At 42.4% G+C, this 22,802-nt stretch carries 22 protein-coding genes; 8 read left to right on the top strand and 14 right to left on the bottom strand.

Annotated elements, in window-relative coordinates; genetic code table 11:
* Positions 1 to 102 precede the first annotated feature (102 nt).
* Complete coding sequence (gene sspJ / locus ACSSTM_RS15180) at positions 103 to 246, bottom strand: small acid-soluble spore protein SspJ (RefSeq protein ID WP_034659969.1); 144 nt, start codon at positions 244 to 246, stop codon at positions 103 to 105.
* Positions 247 to 328: 82 nt separating this feature from the next.
* The gene (locus ACSSTM_RS15175) at positions 329 to 757 is read right to left on the bottom strand and encodes a MarR family winged helix-turn-helix transcriptional regulator (protein ID WP_034659971.1); all 429 of its coding nucleotides are present in this window, start codon (positions 755 to 757) and stop codon (positions 329 to 331) included.
* A gap of 171 nt (positions 758 to 928) precedes the next feature.
* Between ACSSTM_RS15175 and ACSSTM_RS15170 the strand changes: the two genes are divergently transcribed.
* The 4 genes from ACSSTM_RS15170 (at position 929) to modB (ending at position 4,989) form a co-directional block, all read left to right on the top strand.
* Positions 929 to 1,420, top strand: coding sequence for a metal-dependent hydrolase (locus tag ACSSTM_RS15170; protein WP_437404227.1), 492 nt, complete (start codon positions 929 to 931; stop codon positions 1,418 to 1,420).
* Positions 1,421 to 1,545: 125 nt separating this feature from the next.
* The gene (locus ACSSTM_RS15165; RefSeq protein WP_066030417.1) at positions 1,546 to 3,396 is read left to right on the top strand and encodes an LTA synthase family protein; all 1,851 of its coding nucleotides are present in this window, start codon (positions 1,546 to 1,548) and stop codon (positions 3,394 to 3,396) included.
* A gap of 151 nt (positions 3,397 to 3,547) precedes the next feature.
* Entirely contained in the window at positions 3,548 to 4,324 is a 777-nt protein-coding gene (gene modA, locus ACSSTM_RS15160) for a molybdate ABC transporter substrate-binding protein (protein ID WP_260336340.1), read from the top strand.
* Positions 4,324 to 4,989 (top strand): molybdate ABC transporter permease subunit, encoded by a 666-nt coding sequence (gene modB, locus ACSSTM_RS15155; protein WP_260336341.1) that lies wholly within the window; start codon positions 4,324 to 4,326, stop codon positions 4,987 to 4,989. Before modA ends, modB begins: the two co-directional genes overlap by 1 nt.
* Positions 4,990 to 5,029: 40 nt before the next feature.
* On the opposite strand, the gene ACSSTM_RS15150 is transcribed toward modB, so the two are convergent.
* From ACSSTM_RS15150 to ACSSTM_RS15120, 7 genes are all read right to left on the bottom strand, one after another.
* Entirely contained in the window at positions 5,030 to 5,875 is an 846-nt protein-coding gene (locus ACSSTM_RS15150; protein WP_034659979.1) for an aldo/keto reductase, read from the bottom strand.
* A 69-nt stretch (positions 5,876 to 5,944) separates the two neighbouring features.
* Positions 5,945 to 6,814, bottom strand: a complete 870-nt coding sequence (locus tag ACSSTM_RS15145) for an ROK family protein (protein WP_060597712.1) — start codon at positions 6,812 to 6,814, stop codon at positions 5,945 to 5,947.
* 63 nt (positions 6,815 to 6,877) lie between these two features.
* Positions 6,878 to 8,893, bottom strand: a complete 2,016-nt coding sequence (locus ACSSTM_RS15140; protein WP_034659982.1) for a Na+/H+ antiporter — start codon at positions 8,891 to 8,893, stop codon at positions 6,878 to 6,880.
* A 321-nt stretch (positions 8,894 to 9,214) separates the two neighbouring features.
* Positions 9,215 to 9,826, bottom strand: a complete 612-nt coding sequence (locus ACSSTM_RS15135) for a trimeric intracellular cation channel family protein (protein WP_003212961.1) — start codon at positions 9,824 to 9,826, stop codon at positions 9,215 to 9,217.
* 146 nt (positions 9,827 to 9,972) lie between these two features.
* The gene (locus ACSSTM_RS15130; RefSeq protein WP_060597297.1) at positions 9,973 to 10,386 is read right to left on the bottom strand and encodes a disulfide oxidoreductase; all 414 of its coding nucleotides are present in this window, start codon (positions 10,384 to 10,386) and stop codon (positions 9,973 to 9,975) included.
* Entirely contained in the window at positions 10,383 to 11,069 is a 687-nt protein-coding gene (locus ACSSTM_RS15125) for a DsbA family protein (protein ID WP_060597713.1), read from the bottom strand. Before ACSSTM_RS15125 ends, ACSSTM_RS15130 begins: the two co-directional genes overlap by 4 nt.
* A gap of 142 nt (positions 11,070 to 11,211) precedes the next feature.
* The gene (locus ACSSTM_RS15120; RefSeq protein ID WP_060597714.1) at positions 11,212 to 13,311 is read right to left on the bottom strand and encodes a heavy metal translocating P-type ATPase; all 2,100 of its coding nucleotides are present in this window, start codon (positions 13,309 to 13,311) and stop codon (positions 11,212 to 11,214) included.
* Positions 13,312 to 13,739: 428 nt separating this feature from the next.
* On the opposite strand from ACSSTM_RS15120, the gene ACSSTM_RS15115 reads away from it, so the two are divergent.
* Genes ACSSTM_RS15115 through ACSSTM_RS15105 form a run of 3 tightly spaced genes read left to right on the top strand, consistent with a single transcriptional unit; the run spans position 13,740 to position 16,307 of the window.
* Complete coding sequence (locus ACSSTM_RS15115) at positions 13,740 to 14,483, top strand: metal ABC transporter ATP-binding protein (RefSeq protein WP_060597298.1); 744 nt, start codon at positions 13,740 to 13,742, stop codon at positions 14,481 to 14,483.
* Complete coding sequence (locus tag ACSSTM_RS15110) at positions 14,483 to 15,355, top strand: metal ABC transporter permease (protein ID WP_007500236.1); 873 nt, start codon at positions 14,483 to 14,485, stop codon at positions 15,353 to 15,355. The genes ACSSTM_RS15115 and ACSSTM_RS15110 overlap by 1 nt, the downstream gene beginning before the upstream one ends.
* Positions 15,356 to 15,368: 13 nt before the next feature.
* The gene (locus ACSSTM_RS15105) at positions 15,369 to 16,307 is read left to right on the top strand and encodes a metal ABC transporter substrate-binding protein (RefSeq protein WP_106048213.1); all 939 of its coding nucleotides are present in this window, start codon (positions 15,369 to 15,371) and stop codon (positions 16,305 to 16,307) included.
* Between the two features lie 37 nt (positions 16,308 to 16,344).
* On the opposite strand, the gene ACSSTM_RS15100 is transcribed toward ACSSTM_RS15105, so the two are convergent.
* The gene (locus tag ACSSTM_RS15100) at positions 16,345 to 16,893 is read right to left on the bottom strand and encodes a hypothetical protein (protein ID WP_437404226.1); all 549 of its coding nucleotides are present in this window, start codon (positions 16,891 to 16,893) and stop codon (positions 16,345 to 16,347) included.
* An 89-nt stretch (positions 16,894 to 16,982) separates the two neighbouring features.
* On the opposite strand from ACSSTM_RS15100, the gene ACSSTM_RS15095 reads away from it, so the two are divergent.
* On the top strand, positions 16,983 to 17,591 hold the full coding sequence (locus ACSSTM_RS15095) for a TetR/AcrR family transcriptional regulator (protein ID WP_060597301.1): 609 nt from the start codon (positions 16,983 to 16,985) through the stop codon (positions 17,589 to 17,591).
* Positions 17,592 to 17,607: 16 nt separating this feature from the next.
* On the opposite strand, the gene ACSSTM_RS15090 is transcribed toward ACSSTM_RS15095, so the two are convergent.
* The 4 genes from ACSSTM_RS15090 to ACSSTM_RS15075 all read right to left on the bottom strand — a co-directional run bounded on the left by ACSSTM_RS15090 (position 17,608) and on the right by ACSSTM_RS15075 (position 22,709).
* Positions 17,608 to 18,540 carry a response regulator gene (locus ACSSTM_RS15090; protein ID WP_437404225.1) on the bottom strand — a complete coding sequence of 311 codons (933 nt, stop codon included), beginning with the start codon at positions 18,538 to 18,540 and terminating at the stop codon, positions 17,608 to 17,610.
* A complete protein-coding gene (locus ACSSTM_RS15085; protein ID WP_437404224.1) occupies positions 18,537 to 19,853 on the bottom strand; it encodes a sensor histidine kinase in 1,317 nt (438 codons plus the stop codon). Before ACSSTM_RS15085 ends, ACSSTM_RS15090 begins: the two co-directional genes overlap by 4 nt.
* 116 nt (positions 19,854 to 19,969) lie before the next feature.
* Positions 19,970 to 21,415: an aspartate ammonia-lyase gene (gene aspA / locus ACSSTM_RS15080; RefSeq protein WP_060597304.1), complete on the bottom strand. Its 1,446-nt coding sequence runs from the start codon at positions 21,413 to 21,415 to the stop codon at positions 19,970 to 19,972.
* A 16-nt stretch (positions 21,416 to 21,431) separates the two neighbouring features.
* Positions 21,432 to 22,709, bottom strand: coding sequence for a cation:dicarboxylate symporter family transporter (locus ACSSTM_RS15075; RefSeq protein WP_003213370.1), 1,278 nt, complete (start codon positions 22,707 to 22,709; stop codon positions 21,432 to 21,434).
* Positions 22,710 to 22,802 lie beyond the last annotated feature (93 nt).

Below are 22,802 nucleotides of genomic sequence, written 5' to 3'. Positions count from 1 at the left end.
CTATTCATTTTTACTACACGAAGGTTATCAAACATTCTCACATCTGTCAAAGGGAAAAACATAGAAAAAAGGCAGAGGATCATTACTCTGCCTATTACCTGCTTATTGATCGTTGTTTTTCTTCTTTTGTACAGCTTCCTGAAGCGGATCGCCTGCTAGCTCTTTGCTTGCTTCTTCTAACAGCTGATCAACCTGCTTGTGGTCTTGCTCGCTTTTCGCCTTTTTATCCTTTTGGAAAAATGACATCGCTGTTTCCTCCCTTTTCATAAAATGCGGTTGCCTGTTTAATTTGTGCTACAGTGCGCCTCATTATACAAGGTGGAAAGGCTCAATCATCATGAAAGGTCTGTCTCATTTTTTGCAAATACGTCAAAAAGGTCTTTAAGTCTTCCTTTGTGAAGTCTGACATCATATGCTGAATCACCTTTCCGAAAAGACGTGTATGCTTTTCATAAATCGCTACCCCTTTTTCCGTAGCTTCTAACCGGACTAGCGTGGGGTCGTCTTTGTCACGTTCTCTCTGAATATAGCCCTGCTCACATAATTTATTGAGTGCAATGGAGGCTGCACCTGGGTTTAAGGAGAGTCTTTGTTTCAGCTCTTCGGCATGTGATACTTTGCCTTGTATCAAAATAGAAAGAGCATATATCTGCGGTGGCGTGATGTCTTTTTCTAACTCAAGTAACTTGCGGTTTAATTTACGGCTGACTTCATAATGTACGAGAACAATTTCTTTTAAAATGTCTGCATTACTCATCCGAATCGCATCCTTATCGTTAGTATCAACATGACTTCCCCCTTATTATAGAATGTTTTTCCAATCAGCCAACCCTTTTGTCCTCTTTTTCTTTAGAAATAAGCCTTGCTGAATGAATTCACCCTTGATATAGTGAGTACTTGAACAAAAGATAGAACAGGAGTACGCATCATGACAGGAAAAACACACATTATGGGCGGAATCGCCGCCTCAGCGGCCGTCGCCTACTACTACGGACTCGACCCAGTCATCATGGCTGCAGCTGGATCAGCAGGTGCTCTGATCCCCGATCTTTGCCATACAAAAAGTAAAATCGGCAGAAAATTTCCGCTGCTCTCGACACTAATCAGCAGCGTGTTCGGTCATCGCACGTTTACACACAGTTTATTATTTCTGCTGATCATTTATTTTCTCGCGACAACATACATTCCAAATGACAGCTTAAGTACCGGTTTACTCGTTGGAATGGCGAGCCACCTTATCCTTGATGCAGGAACAGTGAACGGCATTAAATTTTTATTTCCAGCTTCCATTAAAGTGCGTCTCCCCTTCTATGTCAAAACAGGCAGCACAGGAGAACAAGTCGTACTAGCTGCTCTCACCGTCATCACCTGCTATTACATCGCCGTCATCTGCGGCATATCTATCCCAATCCAGTTCTAACAGAATAAAAAAAGAGTTTTGCGAAAAAGACAGGATATGAATTGATCATTCCTCATTTTTTTAGTAGGTTTAAGATAAGTGTTTTTGCCTTGCAGCTGAATACAGAATGGTGAGGAGATACATAAATGAAAGCGTTTTTCAAAAATCACTGGTTTTTAGTGTATTCCATCCTTTTCATGTGGATGAAAACATACATCATTTATCAATTCGGATTTCACATACGAACGGCCAATCTGTTTCATGAATGGCTGCTTTTGATCAATCCACTTAGCTTTTTGCTCCCTTTGTTTGGGATTGCTCTTTTTTTAAATGAAACCAACCAAAAGGTTTTTTTATTGACCGCAAATTTTATTCTAACGGCGATTCTCATCTCGAATACGATCTTTTATGGTTTTTATATTGATTTCATTACCATTCCCGTGTTATTCCAAGCGAAGAACATGGGAGATATGGGCAGCAGTATGACGGAATTATTCCACCCGCTCTTTGTGCTGATGCTCATTGATTTTGTGGTACTGGCATGGCTGCTCAAGCGCAAACCATTAGCCCCAAAAGCGTCATTCAAGACGATCAAAACGTATTATGCGGTCTGCTGCAGCTTCTTATTGTTTCATGTCAGCTCAGCTATGATGGATCACCCTCGATTTCTGACAAGCTCTTATGATCGTGAAGTCATTGTCAGAAACCTCGGGCTTTTCCAATTTCATCTGTATGACGGTGCTGCCCAAACGGCACGCATTGGACAAAAGGCCTTTGCAGATGAAGATACGCTTTCTACTGTAGCAAACTACACAAAGGCTGATTACAGCGCACCAAACGAAGAGTATTTTGGACTTGCTAAAGGCAAGAACGTTGTGTTCATTTCACTTGAATCGACGCAGCAATTTGTCATGAATCAAAAGGTGAATGGACAATCCATCACTCCCTTTTTAAATCAACTGGCTAAAAAGAGTTTTTATTTTGATGAATTTTATCAGCAGACAGAGCAGGGGAAGACGTCGGATTCAGAGTTTATTGTCGCTAATTCCCTCTACCCTTCTAGCAGCGGCGCTGTCTTTTTCACAGCGAGTGACAACGAATATGACACGTTATACAAGCAGTTGAAAAAGGAAAACTATCAATCCGTCCAATTTCATGCGAATAATAAAACGTTTTGGAATCGTGATGTGATGTATGAATCGCTTGGAATTGATCGTTTTTATGATGTCGATTCATATCATGTCAATGAACGGAATTCAACTGGCTGGGGCTTAAAAGATATCGACTTCTTTGATCAATCCATTGATCATTTAAAAAAGTTGAAGCAGCCTTATTACAGCACATTCATTACACTGACCAATCATTTTCCATTTGAAATTGACCCGAAGGATCAGTTTATTGATGAATATGATTCGTCCAGTACCATTTTAAACCGCTATGTGACGACCGTCCGCTATCAAGATGAAGCGGTTAAAATGTTTTTTGACCGTATGAAAGAAGAAGGATTGTATAACAATACGATGTTTGTCCTCATGGGTGACCACTATGGCATCTCAGAGGCACATCATGAGGCAATGGCACAGCTGCTCAATAAAGAGGAAATCACACCGTTTGATGCGGTCAAACTGCAGCGGGTACCCTTTTTGATTTACATTCCAGGTGTCACGGATCAAGCACCGCAGACCATTTCTGAAACAGCTGGTCAAATGGACGTAAAGCCGACACTTCTTCACTTACTTGGGATTGAAACGAAGGATGCCATTCAATTCGGCAATGATTTATTTTCAAATGAACGTACGCCTTTCGCTGTACTGAGAAACGGGAACTTTATTACAGATGATTATCTCTATACAAAGAACACCTGCTATGATCAAAAAACAAAAGAACCTGTTGAACAGGATGAGGTGTGTCAGCCTTATATCGAAAAAGCCAATAAAGAGCTTTCCTTATCAGACAAAGTGATCAATGGGAATTTGCTGCGTTTTTATCAGAAGTAAACAGGATAAAACGATCCCTTTTATCTTCACGCTGAAAGTCGCCATTTGGCGGCTTTTTCTTTTCTCTTTTTACTGAAAGCCTATGAATGCTCAAATAAGTTTGCTTATAATAAAGGGAACCACATGATATTGAATGATAAGAGGTGTGAACATGAAGTATACATTCTTAGCATTCATCTCCATATGTTTGCTCCTGAGTGGATGCCAAACAGAGATGATGCCATCTAATTCGAATAAAAAAACAGAGCTTGTGATTTCAGCAGCGGCAAGTCTTCAGGATGCACTAAAGGAAATTGAAGCCTCCTTTCACAAGCAACATCCGAATGTGTCATTAACGAATAACTTCGGGTCATCCGGCGCATTGAAGCAGCAAATCGCTCAAGGAGCAAAAGCGGATCTTTTTTTCTCAGCAGCTGAGGAGCCCTTCGATGAACTTGTTCAATCTGGAGACATTGATCAAGATTATATCAAGGACGCTATACAAAACGAGCTAGTCCTTATTGTGCCAAAAGATGGCTCTTCCTCTATTAAAAGCTTTCAAGACGTCCGGCACGTAAAAGGAAAGATTGCTCTTGGCACACCTGAATCGGTTCCTGCTGGTACATATGGCAAAGAGATCTTCACACAACTGAACATATGGGACCAAGTGAAAAAGAATGCTGTCTACGGCAAGGATGTGCGGCAAGTCCTAAGCTACGTCGAAACAGGAAATGTAGAAGCAGGTGTTGTGTATAAAACAGACGCCCTCGTTTCCAAAAAAGTAAAGATTGCAGCTGAGGCAAATCCGGACATGCACTCCCCGATTATGTATCCAGTAGGGATTGTAAAAGGGACAGAATATCTAACGGAAGCCAAGGTCTTTTTTCAATTCCTTCAATCTGATAAAGCCAAATCCATTTTTAAGAAATACGGCTTTCAAGTGTCGTAATGGCTATGCTGACTGAAGAATTTCTACCACCCATTTGGCTGTCCATTCAAGTGGCCATCGTCAGCGGACTGTTGGCCACTGTTTTTGGCACAACGGTCGGCTTTTGGATGACGCGAACAACTTTTAAAGGGAAAATGATTGTGGAAACGTTCCTGATGATGCCGCTCGTTCTCCCGCCAACAGTCGTTGGCTTTTTATTGCTCGTCGTATTCGGAAAACATAGTGTAATAGGGGGTGCGATTGAATGGATCTTCCATCAGCCGGTCATTTTCACATGGTGGGCGGCGGTCATTGCTTCGACAGTCGTGGCATTTCCGCTCATGTATCAATCAGCAAAGGCGGGCTTTTCTACAATTGAGTCAGATATTGAAGGGGCTGCAAAAGTTGATGGTGCTCATTCATTCCAAGTCTTTGCCTATATTACGGTACCTCTTGCCCTGCCATCCCTCTTGTCAGGCAGCATCCTTAGCTTTGCAAGAGCCCTTGGAGAATTCGGAGCGACCTTAATGTTTGCCGGCAATATCCCAGGGAAAACCCAAACACTCCCAACCGCTATCTATGTGGCGATTGATTCTGGACGCATGGAGCTTGCTTGGGCCTGGACGATTTGTATTGTGATCTTATCTTTTATTATGCTTTTGGCTGTGCGCAGAAGCAGTACATAAAAAATCCCCTTTCTCATATGAGAAAGAGGATTTTTTTCATTTATTCAAACCCAACCGTCATCGTCTCTGGATTCGAGCCGACGCGCTCGTTATTGTTTAACGCATCGATTTTTTCCATGTCTTCTTTGGATAGTTCGAAATCAAAAATATCTGCATTTTGTTTAATGCGTTCTTCGTTGATTGATTTAGGAATCGTCACGACGCCGCTTTGCAGATCCCAGCGCAAGATGACTTGCGCAACAGATTTGTTGTAGCGTGCAGCAATGTCCTTCAATACGTCATGATCTAATAGCTTTCCTTGCATCAGCGGAGACCACGCTTCAATTTGAATACCTTTTTCTTTTGCGTATTGACGCAGTTCGACAAGTGTCAGTTTCGGATGAAATTCAACTTGGTTCACGGCTGGAACAACCTCAGCATCTTTTAACAGCTCTTCTAAATGCTGAATGTAGAAGTTGCTGACGCCAATGGCTCTCACTTTCCCATCCTTGTAAAGCGTCTCAAGCGCACGCCATGTGTCTTTAAATGTATCTGCATTTGGGCCAGGCCAATGAATCAAATAGAGGTCTAAGTAATCAAGACCTAATCGATTCAAGCTTGCGTCAAACGCAGCCAGCGCTTTGTCATAGCCTTGATCCGTGTTCCATACTTTAGACGTAATGAACAAGTCTTCTCGTTTCACGCCAGATTCTTTAATCGCTTTGCCTACGCCTGTCTCATTTTTATAAACGGCAGCCGTATCAATACTGCGGTATCCGTTTCGTATGGCTGCTTTTACGGCATCTACCACTTGATTGCCGTCCTCCACTTTGAATACACCTAAACCAAACCAAGGCATTTCCACTCCGTTATTCAGTGTTACGGTATCATTCAAGCTTTTGACCATTTTAACAACCACCTTTTTCATAGATTCCATCTTTTTCATTATCTCACGTTGTCCATTAAAACTCTATTATCAGGCGTTTTTCTTCGCTTCGATGGCTAACAGCAAAGCACCTGTCATGCCGGCCTTGTCCTCAAGTCCAGGAGAGACAATGTATGTATCAAGCGGCGGCAGGTCTACATAATCATTGAGATAAGCAGCAAGCTTCTCTCGAATCAGTGGAAACAGCTGCTTTTGCTTCATGACACCCCCGCCCATCATGATGCGCTCTGGGCTTAAAATGAGCGAGTACTGCATCAGCGCCTGAGCCAAATAATCAGCTTCAAGTGCCCAAACTGATTCTTCCTCCGTGAGCTCTTTGGCAGATTTCCCCCACCTTTTCTCAATCGCTGGGCCAGCTGCCAGTCCTTCTAAACACGTCCCATGCGCTGGGCAGACTCCTTCAAACGGGTCTGATTCATGCTGCCTGACAAGGATGTGCCCCATCTCTGGGTGCGAATGACCGTGAAGAAGTTCGTTTTTTACAACAGCGCCAGCACCGATACCCGTACCGACCGTGATATACATACAGCTTTTCAGCCCTTTGGCTGCTCCTTTTGTTAATTCACCTAAGGCTGCCGCATTAACATCTGTTGTAAAGGATACTGGGACCCGTAATTGCTTCTCTAGTTCTGGAATGAACGGGTAATGCTTCCACTCTACTTTCGGCGTGTTCATGATATAACCGTAAGAAGGATCGTCTTTTTGAACACAGATTGGTCCAAAGGAGCCGACCCCTAATGCTTCAATGTCATGCTGCTCGAAAAATGGAATGAGCTTTTGTAATGTTTTTTCTGGGTGCTCTGTTGGAATCGTCATTTCCTCGAGAATGTCCCCATGCTCATTGCCGATTGCACAACAAAACTTTGTACCGCCAGCTTCAATTGCTCCATAATACGCCATCATTGATCTCCCCCTGCTTGTTCTCTTTCTTCATCATAAAACATAGGGGAGAAGATCACAACATTACGTATTGGTCAGGAGAACAGCTTCCATGTCATTGATATACTCCCTTAAATGATGGGCAATGTCACGATTGATTTCACCATCTTCATACAGAGTTTGAATTTCATTTCGTATTGTCTGTACAGCTTGGAAGTTAAGCTCTTTTTTCTTCCGGTCAAATGAACGGTCTTTTTGCTGAAAGAAGCTTGGACCGTGTTCACATCGATAAATGACTTGGTTGTAAAAACCAATCACTTGATGACACGTTTGTTTATTTTCATCGGTCATATGCTGTTTGATCGAGTCCACAGCAGCCTCAGCCGTTTTCTTACGGATTTGTTTGTACGAGCCCTCGTTTTCTAAAATGCCGCTGGAAACGTGCTGATTCGGCCGCCATAATTGGAGCCATTGAAGCAAGCGCAGAAACTTCACTTTTGAAAAACGGATTTTGAAGGAGTTTGAATACAGCATTTCTAGCTCATGAAATCTTTCTTGCAGCTCATAGGCTTCTTCTTTATCGATTTTCTCTTCCTCAATGAGCTGTTGCAGCTTCATCTGCTCAGCTTTGATTCCGTGCAGCCTGATCTTTCTCTCTTGTTTTCTCATCCCGAATTGATACGGTTCACGCTGGATATTGCGCAGCTTCATTCGGTAATCATTGATGAGTGCAAGAGACACTTCCCTATTGTCTTCATTCATTCCTTCTCTTAAGGTTTTAATGGCACTTCTTAGCAGCTTCCGTTTCGCATGCTGAATCTTTGTATCCAAATCCACAGCAATTTGCTTGTCTTTTTTCTCAGATAAAAGAGGCAGTAACACACTAGCTAAAATGAGTGTACATAAGATGACGCCTGCTGCGAGGAAAATAATCAAATGCCGTTCAGGAAACGGTGATCCGTCCGCAAGTGTAAATGGGATGGAGAAGGCACCGGCTAATGTCACAGCCCCACGAACACCAGAGAATGTCATGAGCATCGAGGCGCGAAGCTTCGGTTTTTTCACATTTTGCTTTTTCGTTGCACTCCAATTCCCTGCCCAGAACAGCCATACCCATAAGAACCTCAGGATCATAAGACACAGCGTGATGATTAAGATGTAACTGATGACCTGCATATTATTAAAGGCTTCATCCTGGAAAATGACCGTCGATACATCAGGAATCTGCAATCCAAGGATAACGAAAACAAGTCCGTTTAAAATAAATAAAATAATATTCCATGTGTTTGATGAAGCAATTTGCAGTTTGGCTAAATTTGCTTCCATTCGATCCTGCTCAATGGCATGTGTCACACCACCCGCTACAACCGCTAAAATTCCGGACACACCGATTTCTTCCGCTGCTAAATAGATCACAAATGGTGTAAGGATTTGCAGGATGATGTGCATCGTGACATCGTCCATTCCTAGACGGCGGAGGAAATAGCGGAAACGAATGATAAAAAAGGATAGAATAAATCCAGTCAATAGACCGCCTGCGGCAATCAGGACAAAGCTAAAGGATGCCTCAGCAATCGAAAAAGCGCCAGTCACCGTTGCAGCAATAGCAAATTTAAAAGCGACAAGTCCTGATGCATCGTTCATCAATCCCTCGCCTTCCAGCAGTCTCATGATGCCCTTTGGCATGTTCACACGGCTGGAAAGAGCACTGACTGCTACCACATCTGTCGGTGATAAAATCGCTGCAAGCGCAAATGCGGCTGGAAGCGGAATGCTTGGGATCATCCAATGGATGGTATATCCTGCTACAATGACTGTCGCAAATACTAACCCTAGGGCTAACAGAAGAATCGGCGCTCTTAATTTCCACAGCTCGTCCCTTGGGGTACGCTTCCCGTCATTAAATAACAGCGGCGCAATGAATAAAACGAAGAATAGTTCGGGATTTAAAGAAATATGTAAACCTGAAGGAAAAGCCGCCACCAATATTCCTAAGCCCACTTGAATTAACGGGACTGGAATAAAGGGGACAAAACGATTGATAATATTAGATGATGCGATGAGTGCTAGTAATACGAGCACTGCCAAAAAAATCTCCACTAGTACGTGTCCCTCCTATTTCAATTTTTTCGTCAAGTTTTGCTTACATGCAAAGATGTGTTCATTCCATGTTGATTCATCCGTCCGATCATAGGTGCTTCTTTAGTATTCCGCAAAATGTGAAACCAACACATAACAATCCATCTAGGCAAAAAAAGCTGAATCCAGATATTCAGCCAGCTGACAAAATTTTCATCCCATGTATTGTTCCAATGATGAACAAAAAGACCCTGCTTTTATTTTACACGAAAACTCCATTACCTGCTGACATCCAGCTCGTATCAAACACAAAAAAAAGAGCGAAACCGCTCTTTTCTCGTTTTACCCTTTATTTAGAAAATAAGACCTAGCGGGAAGCCGCCATTTGAATAGGTAGGAACAAACCCTGCATACGACAAGGATGAGAAACAGCAAATACAAAGCAATCTCTCCTTGTGCTAAACCGAGTCCTACGAGTAAGCCGCCAAGTGCTGCCCAAACTGCGTAAATCTCCGCTTTTAGCACAAGCGGCTTTCGCCCTGCCAATAAATCACGCACAATTCCGCCTCCACTTCCAGTCAAAATGGCTGCCACAATGACCGCACTGAGCGGAAGCTCTCTTTGCACAGCAAATAATGCACCTTGAATCGCAAACGCTGCTAAACCAATCGCATCCGAGAAATTCCCCCATGTGCTCCAGTGCTTGAGCAAAAGCTTTGGAAAAAGAAACACAATCGTAATGGATACAAGAGCAATGGTAAACATTTTGCCCTGTGACCATAAAGCAGACACCGGAAGACCGATTAATAGATTTCGAATCGCTCCACCGCCAAATGCTGTCACAATCCCTAAAATGTACACACCAAGAATATCGTACTCTTCCTCCATTGCTACTATCGCACCACTAATGGCGAATGCGATAATACCAATGATACTTAAGACTTCCCATGCCATTTTCCGCTTATCTCCTTACATGATCTGATCATCTAACACTACTCCCTTAATGTATATCTGACATAAGCGAAAAGCAATACAAATTTTCTTTAAATTTTATCTTTTTGCAAAAATAAAAAATAGCCCGCTTAAAAGCAGGCTATCTCTCAATCTTCTTTTGCATTTAACAGCAGCATACTGAGGATGATAAGAATAAATGCAATGAGAGCCAATAGTGGAATGGTAATAAAACCAAACCAGTTCAGATAATCAACGGAACAAGGAATGCCGCTTAAGCAAGGACGAATCGACGCAAAGCCCGGGATCTTTTGTTCCATATAATGATAGATGGAAAAGCCAGCACCGATCACAGCCAAAGGGAGTACGTAATACTTCACTTTGACATCGCCCCGGAACGTAGCAATTCCAAGTAAGAGCACGAGCGGGTACATGAAAATGCGCTGAAACCAGCACATATCGCATGGGATAAACTTCTTTATTTCACTTAAATACAGGCTGCTCATCGTCGCAACGATAGAGACAATCCAAGCACTGTATAAGTAAATGAGCTTATTCTTCATGATTTTTTCCCTTTGAGCTCTTGATCAATTAATTCTTTGATTTCATCATAGTCATAAAAGTTTTGAACTTGTTTATTGTTAATCAAAATCGTTGGTGTTGAATTCACTTTATATTTGTTCACAAGCTGATCGTCTGTGTTCAGCTGCGGCTGATACGTTTTCTTTGATAAGTTATCTTTGAGTTTGTCCGTATCAATTTTTGTTGTCTTTTTCGCTAGTTCAGTCAGCTTAGCAGGCGTAACCCATTCTGCTTCACTATCTGGCTGTGCTTGATAGACAGCTTCATGGAATGCCCAGAAGTTTTTTGGATCTTCTTTCCACACTTCTTCAGAAGCTAGTGCTGCTAACACTGCGCCATCTCCATGAACAGGCAGTGGTAAATTAATAAATGAAAAGGATACATCGCCTTTATCTATGTAGTCTGCTTTCAGCTTTGGGAAAATGTCTGTTTCAAATGATTTACATGACGGACATTTGTAGTCCCCAAACTCAACGACTTGCACCGCTGCGTTTTTGTCCCCTATGACAGGCTGTCCTTTAATCGAAGGCTTACTGTCAACTGTTTGTGCTTCTTGGCTGTTCTTGTTCCCAATCACAACAAATAGACCGATGAGAAGAGCTGCGATGATGGTTAAAATGACAGCAAATTTAATGGATGAAGATTGATTATTTTTCTTACTCACATAAGCACCTACCTTATCTTTTTCATTCCTTAAAAAAGAAAAAGGATAATAGCTTAGAAAAATGCCATTATCCAACTTCTTCTATTTTAACAAGAGGGGGTCGATTATGAAAGATGGTATTCATGAAATTTTCCTTACAATTTTATTTCATGACCCTCATGGCATTTAAAACAGCGAGTACGGTGACACCGACATCCGAGAAGACGGCTTCCCACATGGTCGCAATACCGAATGCACCGAGTAATAGGAAAATGCCTTTGACACCAAGGGCAAATGCGATATTCTGCCATACAATCCTTCTTGTTCGTTTTGCGACAGCGATGGCTTCTGCTACCTTTGATGGCTGGTCCGTCATGATGACGATATCAGCTGCTTCGACAGCTGCATCCGAACCAAGCCCGCCCATTGCAATTCCTATGTCCGCTCTTGCTAATACCGGTGTATCATTAATGCCGTCCCCAACAAATAATAGCTTTTCTTGAGGCGCTTTTTTCTGATCAATTTCTTCTAATTTCGTTACTTTATCCTGCGGCAATAATTCTGCATGTACTTCGTCGATGCCAATTTGCTTGGCGACCGCAGTTCCGACTTGCTTAGCATCACCAGTGAGCATGACGGTTTGAATACCAGACGCTTTTAGAGCAGAAACGGCCTCGATTGCATCATCCTTCAATTCATCTGCAATCAAGATCGATCCGGCAAACTCACCGTTAATCGCCATGTATACAACAGTTCCACTTCTTTTTTCTTTTTCATACGCAATGCCTTCTCGCTCCATCAGGCGGTGATTTCCCGCTAAGACGTGAGAACCGCTGATGGTCGCTTTAATTCCATGTCCCGCGATATCCTCATATGCTTCAATCTGGCTTTCATCAAGCGGTGAGCTGTACGCCGCTTTAATTGATTCTGCAATGGGGTGAGAGGAATGGGCTTCTGCTAGTGCTGCAAAAGAAAGCAGCTCTTCTTCTGACCACTTGTCACTGGCTGTGGCAATATTGGTCACTGTAAAGTTTCCTTTTGTAAGCGTGCCTGTCTTATCAAATACCGCATATTTCACAGAATTCAATGCTTCTAAATAGTTACTGCCTTTGACAAGGATGCCTCGTTTAGACGCTGCCCCAATTCCCCCGAAAAACCCTAATGGAATGGACACAACAAGAGCACAAGGACAAGAGATCACGAGAAAGACAAGTGCCCGGTACACCCAATCAGACAATTGTGCTGATGGAATAAGAAGTGGCGGCACAAAGGCAAGCAATAAGGCGAGCACCACGACAGCCGGTGTATAATATTTTGCAAACTTTGTGATGAAATTTTCTGTCTGTGCTTTTCGGCTGCTTGCATTCTCAACCAAATCTAAAATTTTCGTCACTGCCGATTCGCTTAACTCTTTTTGCACTTCAATTTCAAGTATACCGTTTTGATTCACAAATCCTGCAAGAACTTCTTTTCCCGCTTCTACATCCCGCGGCACCGACTCCCCTGTTAATGCGGATGTATCAACAAGCGAGAAGCCTTCGATAACGAGCCCATCCAGCGGAATTTTTTCACCAGGCTTCACGACAATACGGTCACCGGCTTTTACTTCTTCTGGATTTACTTTTTTCGTTTCATTTCCGACTTTTAGATTCGCGTATTCTGGACGTATATTCATTAATTCACTTATTGAACGTCTTGAACGGTTCACTGCCGCCCCTTGGAAGAGCTCTCCAATTTGGTAAAAGAGCATGACAGCCAGCGCTTCAGGGTATTGCTGAATGACAAAAGCACCAACCGTTGCAATCGTCATTAAAAAGTTCTCATCAAAGACTTGACCTCGCACAATATTTTTCAGCGCTTTAAAAACCACATCACCGCCGACTAGTAAATATGCTGCGAAGAACATAATGAACTTTAATACACCATCTTCAGGTATAAAGTAAGCAGCTGTTCCAATGACTGCACCGCCAATTAATTTCAGCACAATCGTTTTTAAATTTTTCGTCCCGTGATCATGATCGTGATGATGTCCTTCTTCTTTCGGTGATACACTCACATGAGGTTCAATGGACTGAACAGTTTTTTCAATACGCTTTGTCATCGTTTCTTGCTTATCTGCATGCGTAACAGTCAATGTGCCTGTCGCAAAGTTAACAGAGCAAGCTTCCACTCCATCCATTTTGCTGACACCTGTTTCTATTTTACGTGCACAGTTGCCGCAATCAAGACCGCTTAATACGTATTCATCCTTCATCTTTTTCATGTTCTCACCTTTTTCTATATAAGTAGCCTTCCCTGATTCAATCAAACCTATCAGCTGCTGTGGATATTATATATGAGCACATATTCATATATTGAATTATCTTTATTATATGAGGAGTTCTGATCAGCTGTCAATCATTTATAAGCAAATGTTTGGTTTTTTTATGCCCAATACTGCCACATGGATTTTCAATAATCCAAGCTCATGTCCCCCGCTCCCCGCATAACATAAAAACGATCGTTTGACCTCTGACAGAAAAAGTGCAGCTTTTCTCTTTACAAAAGAAGGACATACACTTAGAATGAAATAAAAGTTTCTCTAAGGAAACAAATTAGCATTAGAGAATCATTTCATCCTTTAGTCAAAATTATTTAATGTATGCATATATCTTTAGGAAGTGCAATGATGATTGAAAGGGGCCGCAAGACATGCCAAATGCTTTAACAATCGACCGTCTTCATGTCTCATATCACGGGCAGGATGCATTAGAGAACATCTCTCTTTCCATACAGGAAGGAACGATGACAGGAATCATAGGTCCAAATGGTGCCGGTAAATCGACTTTACTCAAGGCATGTTTGGATTTAATTGAAAAAGACCAAGGGGATATTCGCTTTTTTGAACAGCCCTTTAAACAAGTCAGAAAACAGATCGCCTATGTACCACAGAGAAATGATCTAGACTGGACGTTTCCTATTCATGTGCTGGATACCGTGCTACTTGGAACATATCCGAAGCTTGGCCTGATGAAACGTCCGAAAAAAGAAGACCGGGCATATGCGTACCACTGTTTAGAAAAGGTCGGCATGCAGGACTTTGCCAAAAGACAGATTGGTGAGTTATCCGGCGGTCAGCAGCAGCGTGTCTTCCTTGCAAGAGCACTTGCGCAAAACGCACAGCTCTTCTGTTTGGATGAACCGTTTGTTGGGATTGATATGGCCAGTGAAGAAACGATGGTTCGCATTTTGCAAGAATTACGGGATGAAGGAAAAACCATTTTGGTTGTCCATCATGATTTAAGTAAAGCCGATGATTACTTCAGCCACCTCGTTCTGTTAAATAAAAAACTCATCAAAGCTGGACCTGTACACGACATCCTTCGCCCAGAGGTCATGCTGGAGGCATATGAAACGCAGCTACCATTCTTAAAATCAGCAGGAGGAGACGTGTAATGGAATTTTTAACCGGACTCTTTGAATATGCGTTTTTACAAAAAGCGTTATTTACATCCGTGATGGTAGGCATTATTTGCGGGGTCATTGGCTGCTTTATCATTTTACGGGGCATGGCCCTGATGGGAGACGCCATTTCGCATGCAGTGCTGCCAGGTGTCGCCATCTCTTATATGCTGGGAATTAACTTTTTCTTCGGGGCCGTTTTAACTGGAGTGTTAACAGCAATTGGGATCGGATACGTGAGTCAAAACAGCCGCATTAAAAATGACTCTGCCATCGGCATTGTCTTCACCGCCTTTTTCTCAATCGGGATCATTTTAATCACATTTTTGAAAAGTTCCAGTGATTTATATCATATCTTGTTTGGAAACGTCCTAGCTGTTCGGTCATCTGATATGTGGATTACGCTTGGCATCGGCATTTTTATCCTGCTGGCTGTTATCGTTTTCTACAAAGAACTGCTCATTAGTTCATTTGATCCGGTCATTTCTTCGGTTTACGGTTTACCGAATCGAATGATCCATTATTTTCTCATGACCTTGTTGACCCTTGTGACCGTTGCGTCACTGCAAACTGTTGGGATTATTCTTGTCGTTGCCATGCTTATTACGCCGGCAGCCACTGCTTATCTCTTAACAGACCGGCTATGGATCATGATTTATTTATCTGCATTTTTCGGGGCAGTTTCTGCCGTCGTGGGACTTGGGCTTAGTTTTACGTATAACTTGTCGTCTGGCGCTTCTATCGTGCTGGTCGCGACCATTTTATTCGGGAGTGCCTTTATCTTTTCACCAAAGCAAGGAATTCTATGGAGATCATTAAAATCTAAACGAAAACGAACGCAGCTAAAAAAGGAAGCGTCTATGTAAAAGGAGGACATATATGAAGAAGGTATTTGCAATCCGTTTGATCGCAGTATTCATTGCCCTTATGATCATCGCAGGCTGTTCTACTAAGCAAAATAATTCCGGCAAAGATGACGGCACATTAAAAGTCGTCACGACCTACTCCATTCTTTATGACATTGTGAAGGAAGTAGGCGGAGAGCACGTCTCTATTCACAGCATTGTTCCCATTGGTACAGACCCACATGAATTCGACCCACTGCCAAAGGATGTTCAGCATACAACGGATGCAGACCTTGTTCTATATAATGGCTTAAACCTTGAGACAGGAAACGGCTGGTTTCAAAAGCTGCTCGAATCGAGTGGCAAGGACGGGGATGATGCACCTGTAGCCGAACTAAGTAAAGGCGTCAAAGTAAAGCATTTATCTTCAAAAGGACTCGAAAGCCAGCAGGACCCCCACGCCTGGCTGAATGTCGAAAATGGGATTCTTTATGCTCAAAATGCCCGGGATGCGCTTATTGAAGCGGACCCTGAGCATCAAGAGGATTACGAAAAAAATACAGAAGCCTATATCAAAAAGCTTCAAGCGCTTCACGATGAAGCAAAAGACAAGTTTGATCAGCTGCCAAAAGACAAAAAGCTCCTTGTGACAAGTGAGGGAGCATTCAAGTATTTTGCAGATGCCTATGGACTGAAAGCAGGCTACATTTGGGAGATCAACACAGAAAGTGAAGGAACACCTGGACAAATGAAGCGCATCATTCATTTTGTCAAAGATCATCAAGTTCCTGCGCTCTTTCTTGAAACAAGTGTCGATCAACGCAGCCTTGAAAGCTTATCTGAGGAAACCGGGGTTCCGATTAAAGGAAAAGTATTCACTGACTCTATTGGAAAGAAAGGTGAAGATGGGGACAGCTACTATAAGATGATGAAATGGAATATTGACACCATTTACAAAGGGCTTTCATCATAAGAAAAGACAGGCAGAGTGATTTCGCCTGTCTTTTTTGTTAGCTGGCTATATTTTGAGGATGCTTTTTCGGCCAGATCACATAGCTAATGCTAATGACGAAATCAATGGCTAAGACCATCCCCCACACACCGGCGAGCTGCATCAGTGATTCCGTTCGTTCTGGTGCTTGTATGAGATAGGATAAACCAAATAGCAGACCAGCTCCGATGACATAAGAGACGAAATGCCGCGTCCAGCTGACCATTTCATACACTGACCGTTCCTTCCCGTACTTAGGTCTTCCCTTCGGCTTAGGGCCTCCTGCAAATCGATAAGCAAACCGAGCATCTGCCCATTTCACCATTTGATGTCCAAAGGCGAGACTCACCCCAATATAAACAGCCGCAAGCCCGTGGATGACACTCGCCACAGCCCCTTGCCTTAAATCCATATAAGTAGCCGCAAGAAGGATTAGATCCAAAATCGGCGTACAGACCAGAAAGAAGGCGCCCCACTTTTTCTGTCTAAATACATAACGCAGTGTTAAACCCGCCAGAATAAACAGCCAAAAACCAATTTCACATGCCACAATCAATAACCCGACCAATTTTCACCACATCCTTTTTAACACAATTGTATTAAATGAAAAATAACACAACTGTGTTAAAAAAACAATAGCTGTGCTAAAATCAATGTATGCCAAAAATCGTCGATCACCATAAACAAAAACAAAAAGTCGCTCAAGCTGCCATGAGAGTGATTAAACAGGATGGATTGGAAAACGCTTCTGTACGAAAAGTAGCGGTAGAAGCTGGTATTTCAGCGGGCTCTATGCGTCATTATTTTTCCACACAGCAAGAGTTATTTCTTTTCTCTATGACATTGATTCAGGAAAGAGTCAAAGAGCGTATTACAGGACTTCAGCTTAATGGTTCAACGGAAGAAAATGTCCTCGCGTTATTGGAGCAGGTTCTTCCACTTGATGAAGAACGAAGATTTGAAATGGAGGTGTGGCAGGCTTTTACAGTCAAGTCGCTGACTGAACCAGATTTACAGCCGCTCAATGCAAAGATGTATGACGAGCTTCTCCAAATGACCCAATATTGTTTAATGAAATTAAAAGAGGATGGGCTTTTGCTTGATCATATCGATCTTTTAGTCGAAACTGAGCGGCTTTATGCGGTCATCAACGGGCTTGCCTTGAATGGAATCTTGCAGCCTCATCGTTTACCGCCTGAGCTCTTACGCTCCGTGCTGCAGATGCATCTGCAATCGATCACCAAAAAAGACATGTCTCCCTCATGAGGGAGCATGTCTTTTTTTAATCTTCCATAAAAATACGTTTTGCTTCGTAGTAGAGCACCTGCACAAATTTCTTCACATTGATACGAGTATGTTCTTCTCTACCGCTCGTCTCTTTTGTTAATTCACTCATTTTCTTTCGCACGATGGTGAAATCAAAGAATTTAGATGCGTAATTTTCAAACGTTGGATGAGAAAAATCAGTTAACCCAAGTGATGCGATGTGTTTCAAAGATTGGTTGATCGCACGTCTTACCCGCTGTTCCGCTGCCTTCGCTTCTCTTGCAATGTCTGCTGTTGTGTACGGCTCATTTAATTTATCCTCCGTGATTCCGGTAAAAATGATCTTTAAAGAAGGAAAGGAATCGTGATGATCGGTATGCAGCGCTACATACTGATCTGTGAAGAGAATCATATCTAATAAATCTTTAGACCCCTTCTCACCGACAATCCCAAGCTCCGCCAGCAAGAACTGACCTGCCTCTGCAAGACTTTTCCCCCGCTGCTTCGTTTTCGTCTGACCGCGCTGCTGAAACTGCATGACGGATTTGAGTGAGTGCTGAATGTTTTCAATTGAATGCTCTAAATGAAGACGTTCAATCATGAGATGGAGCACGCTTAAGACCTCTACACGATTGATTGGCTTTGTCACATAATACTCAACACCAAGCGTATACGCCTGGCCGATTAATTCCTTTGTTTCTACCTGCGACAGCATTAAGTATTTCCCATGAAACTCATCCTTAATGGCTCGAATCGTTTCAAGACCGTCTCTTTCCGGCATCAATAGATCAATACATAAGATATCAATGTGCAAATCATTTAAGTAGCTTGCCGTTAACTCTGCGCCATCCTCTGCTTCCCCTGCGACAATGCCAAGCTCTTCATCTTCAATGAGCTGAGCCAGTGAAGAACGCACGGCTTCATCATCATCAACAATAAAAAATCTCATCTCCCAATCCCCTCTTTTCTACTGACTTGATCCACTGGTATCGTTAACGTGAAAATCGTTTGTTTATTTGGGATACTCTTCATCTCAACACTTCCGCCAAGTTTCTCCGCTGTATCCTTCACATAGGAAAGCCCGATACCGCTTGATGGATTCCCAGCCTGGTCGTATTTTAAAGTAAAACCGGGTTTAAAAATCACATGATGATTACGCTCTTTAATGCCAGGCCCGTTGTCACTGATTTGAAAGATCACCTGGTTCTCTTTCTGTGAAATAGTGAGTGACACCTCTCCATCCACTGGAATGGCTTCGACAGCATTGGAAACGATATTATTTAACAAAGATAGAATGGTATACACGTGATAGGCGGGATGCTGCCCATCTTCATCATAATGAAAGACAATGTTTTTTTTAAGAGATTCTGCGTAATTTTCATGGATACGAATCACAAGCCCAGCAATATGGGCAGGACTTGCATAAGCCTGGAAATTTTCTTCATGAATCAGCTTTGATAATGCAGAAAAAATCCGCTGGTTATCCTTTTTGATCTCATGTACCTCTCCTGCAATTTGCAGGGCTGTTTTTCCGAGCTTTTTCAAATCCAATGATTCTGTATCCTTTGCGTGGTGCAGGGATTGATACAATTGATAGGATTTCGCTGTAATGTGCTCAGCATGTGCAAGTGTTTTATGAAAATATGTAGATTCCGTGTAAAGGTTAGACAGAAGCATCAGCAGATGTTCCTTTTCCTTTTTCATTTGACGCTCTCTCGCCTGCTCTTCATATAATCGAATCATTGTATAACAAGCCAACACGAAAAAGCTTCTGAAAATCGCCAAAACAAAAAGTTGAAACAGCGTCCGCATCGTTAAAATTTCATCGATGGTGCCACGAAGTGCAATCATCTCAACAACGCTCGCACACAGTTCCATGATGATGCCTGTCGCACCAATCAGCCAAGGCTGATCGCGGAAACGTCTGACCTGTAATAAATAAAAGAGCGTGCCATAGACGACATAATAAAGCAGGGAAGGAAATCTTAATGAAACCGCCTCTTCCAGCGGAAGATGACCTGTGACGGCTGTATCAAGAAGCACGCGAAACGCAAAAACAGATACCCCTGCAATAATACCGCTTGCCCATGCCGGGAATTTTTTCATTTGAAGCAGGATAAAGAAAAAGACAACGGTTCCAAAGCTGACCCGAAAGCTGTCCTCAAATGGATAAAATTTAAACTCTCCGCCAATCGGTGTCAGTACAATGAGCATCACAATTAAATAAGGCTCTGTATTCAGCCATTTTTTTAGTAGATTCAAACGCAGTCACATCCCTAATAATTGACGATAGTATACTATGTGAGCTTGAGAAAAACAAACATCCATGAAAAAGCGCACACCGGAACTTTGTCGGTGTGCGCTTCTCATGATGCCGCTTAATCTTCTAAACGATCCTTTTCTAAAAGTGATGCGCCAGCAATACCTGGTTTGGTCATTTCAAAAGGATTCAAGATGACGTCAAGCTCTTCTTCTGTTAACACATCATTTTGCAGACAAAGCTCACGTACAGATGCGCCTGTAAGAATCGCTTCTCTTGCAATTCGTGCAGCAGCTTCATAACCAATATGCGGATTCACCGCTGTCATGACACCAGCACTTCTTTCTACATATTCTTTTAATCTTGTTTCATCTGCTTTTAGATCACGCAGGCAGTTGTCCACGAAGGATTCGAATACATTTTTCATCATGCTGAGAGATTGCAGTAAGTTGAATATTAAAACTGGTTCCATGACGTTCAGTTCAAGCTGACCAGCCTCTGATGCAAGACAGATCGTGTGGTCATTTCCGATGACTTGGAATGCCACTTGGTTCATGACCTCAGGCATCACTGGGTTGACTTTCCCTGGCATGATGGATGAACCTGGCTGTCTCGGCGGCAAGTGAAGCTCACCAAAGCCTGCTCTTGGACCTGATGCCATCAAGCGAATATCATTCGCCATTTTGGACATATTCATCATACATACTTTCAGTGCAGCTGATACTTCTGTATAAGCATCCGTATTTTGCGTGGCATCGACTAAGTCTTCTGCTCCAACTAACGGTAATCCGCTAATGTCAGATAGATAGCCAACCACTTGGCGAATATATTTAGGATCAGCATTTAAGCCAGTTCCGACTGCTGTTGCTCCCATATTAACTTCATATAAATGCTGTCTAGACTGCTTGATACGTTTAATATCACGAGCAAGAACCTTTGCATAAGCACTAAACTCTTGACCAAGTCTGATTGGAACAGCGTCCTGAAGATGCGTACGCCCCATTTTAATGACATGATCGAATTCCTGCGCTTTTTCCGTCATGACTTGATGCATGTTTTCCATCGTATAAAGTAGTTTTTCAATCATATTCAATGTTGAAATATGAATCGCTGTTGGGAAAACGTCGTTTGTTGACTGCGACATGTTCACATGCGTGTTTGGACTTAGCTCAGTATAAGCGCCTTTTTCCTTTCCTAGTAGTTCAAGCGCTCTATTTGCAATGACTTCATTGGCATTCATATTCATTGAAGTGCCAGCCCCGCCTTGAATTGGATCGACAATAAATTGGTTGTTCCATTTTCCTTCAATAACCTCATCTGCGGCTTGAACAATTTTTTCTCCAAGACCAGAATATAGTCGCTTTGTATCCATATTTGCAAGTGCGGCTGCCTTTTTGACAATCCCTAATGCTTTGATGAGTTCCTCATGAACATGGTAGCCAGTAATTGGAAAGTTCTCTACTGCACGTAATGTTTGAATTCCATAATACGCTTGAGTGTCTACTTCCTTTTCACCTAGAAAGTCTCGTTCGATTCGAACTTGCTTGTCCTGTAGCTTCGTCATTTGAAAAGATCTCCTTTTACGCTGCTTTTGTTTGTTGTTTTAATTCCTCAATATACTTCTTCGATTTCTCTTGATCAAAAACTTTTTCCCACTTAGACATGACAATGGCTGCAAGTGAGTTACCAAATACGTTAACAGTTGTACGAACCATGTCAAGTATACGGTCGATCCCAACGATGAAGGCAAGTCCTTCAAGCGGCAGTCCCATTGCACCAAGTGTTGTGATGACAACAACGATTGATGCACCTGGTACACCAGCCATTCCTTTAGATGTCAGCATCAAGATTAATAGTAACGTAATTTGCTCATAGATGGAAAGCGGCATGCCGTACATTTGTGCAACAAATATGGCGGCAATGGATTGATAGATGGCACTTCCATCTAGGTTAAAGGTGTAGCCTGTTGGGATAACGAACGACGTGATCGCTTTCGGGCAGCCGAACTTCTCCATTTTATCCATAAGTCTAGGCAGTACAGCTTCTGAACTTGCTGTTGAGAATGCAAGAATGATTTCTTCTTTTAGCACTCTAAATAGTGTAAAGACGCTTGTTCCAGCTAATTTTGCGATAATGCCAAGTACGACAATAACGAAGAATGCCATTGTACCGTAAACGACAAGTACCAGTTTACCTAGCGGGAGAAGCGCTCCGACCCCGAATTTGATCACCGTCACACTGATGAGCGCGAATACACCAAATGGTGCAAACTTCATCACTTTATTGGTCACCCAGAACATGGCTTCGAGTATACCCTCAAAGAATCCTAATACTGGTTTCCCTTTGTCTCCTACTGCCGCAATTCCTAATCCGAATAAGACTGTAAAGAAGATCGTTGGTAATAGATCACCTTCTGCAATGGATTGGAAAACGTTTGTTGGCACTAGATGCACAATGGTTTCAGAGAAACTCGCTTTTTCGGAAGAAGCTTTCGATGTCTCTTCATATTTAGAGATATCGCCTTTTTCCATGTTGCTCATGTCAATTCCTGTACCAGGATGGAAGACGTTTGCTGCAAGCAGTCCCACTGCTAATGCAATCGTTGTCACAATTTCGAAGTAAAGAATGGTTTTTCCGCCGAGTCTTCCGATGGTTTTCATATCCCCTACACCAGCTACTGCTACAATCAACGCAGCAATAACAATTGGAAGAACGATCATTTTAATTAAATGGATGAATATATCGCCAATCGGCGTTAACACATTAATAACGGTTTCATTTTGATAAAACAGCGCTCCCACGATAACACCCAGAACAAGTGCAATGAGTATTTGAGAAGCTAACCCTAACTTTTTCATACGTGAACCCCCTTTTTTTGATAACGCTTTCTTTGTTGCTTAATCGCATCTTAACGATGAACCTACAAAAAACGACAAAAAGGAACAAAAAGA

It is taken from the genome of Bacillus sp. RK1064 (assembly GCF_051488405.1).
Taxonomy (GTDB): domain Bacteria; phylum Bacillota; class Bacilli; order Bacillales; family Bacillaceae; genus Bacillus.
The sequence above is the reverse complement of the archived record's forward strand: the minus strand, read 5'-3'. Positions and strand labels throughout refer to the sequence as shown.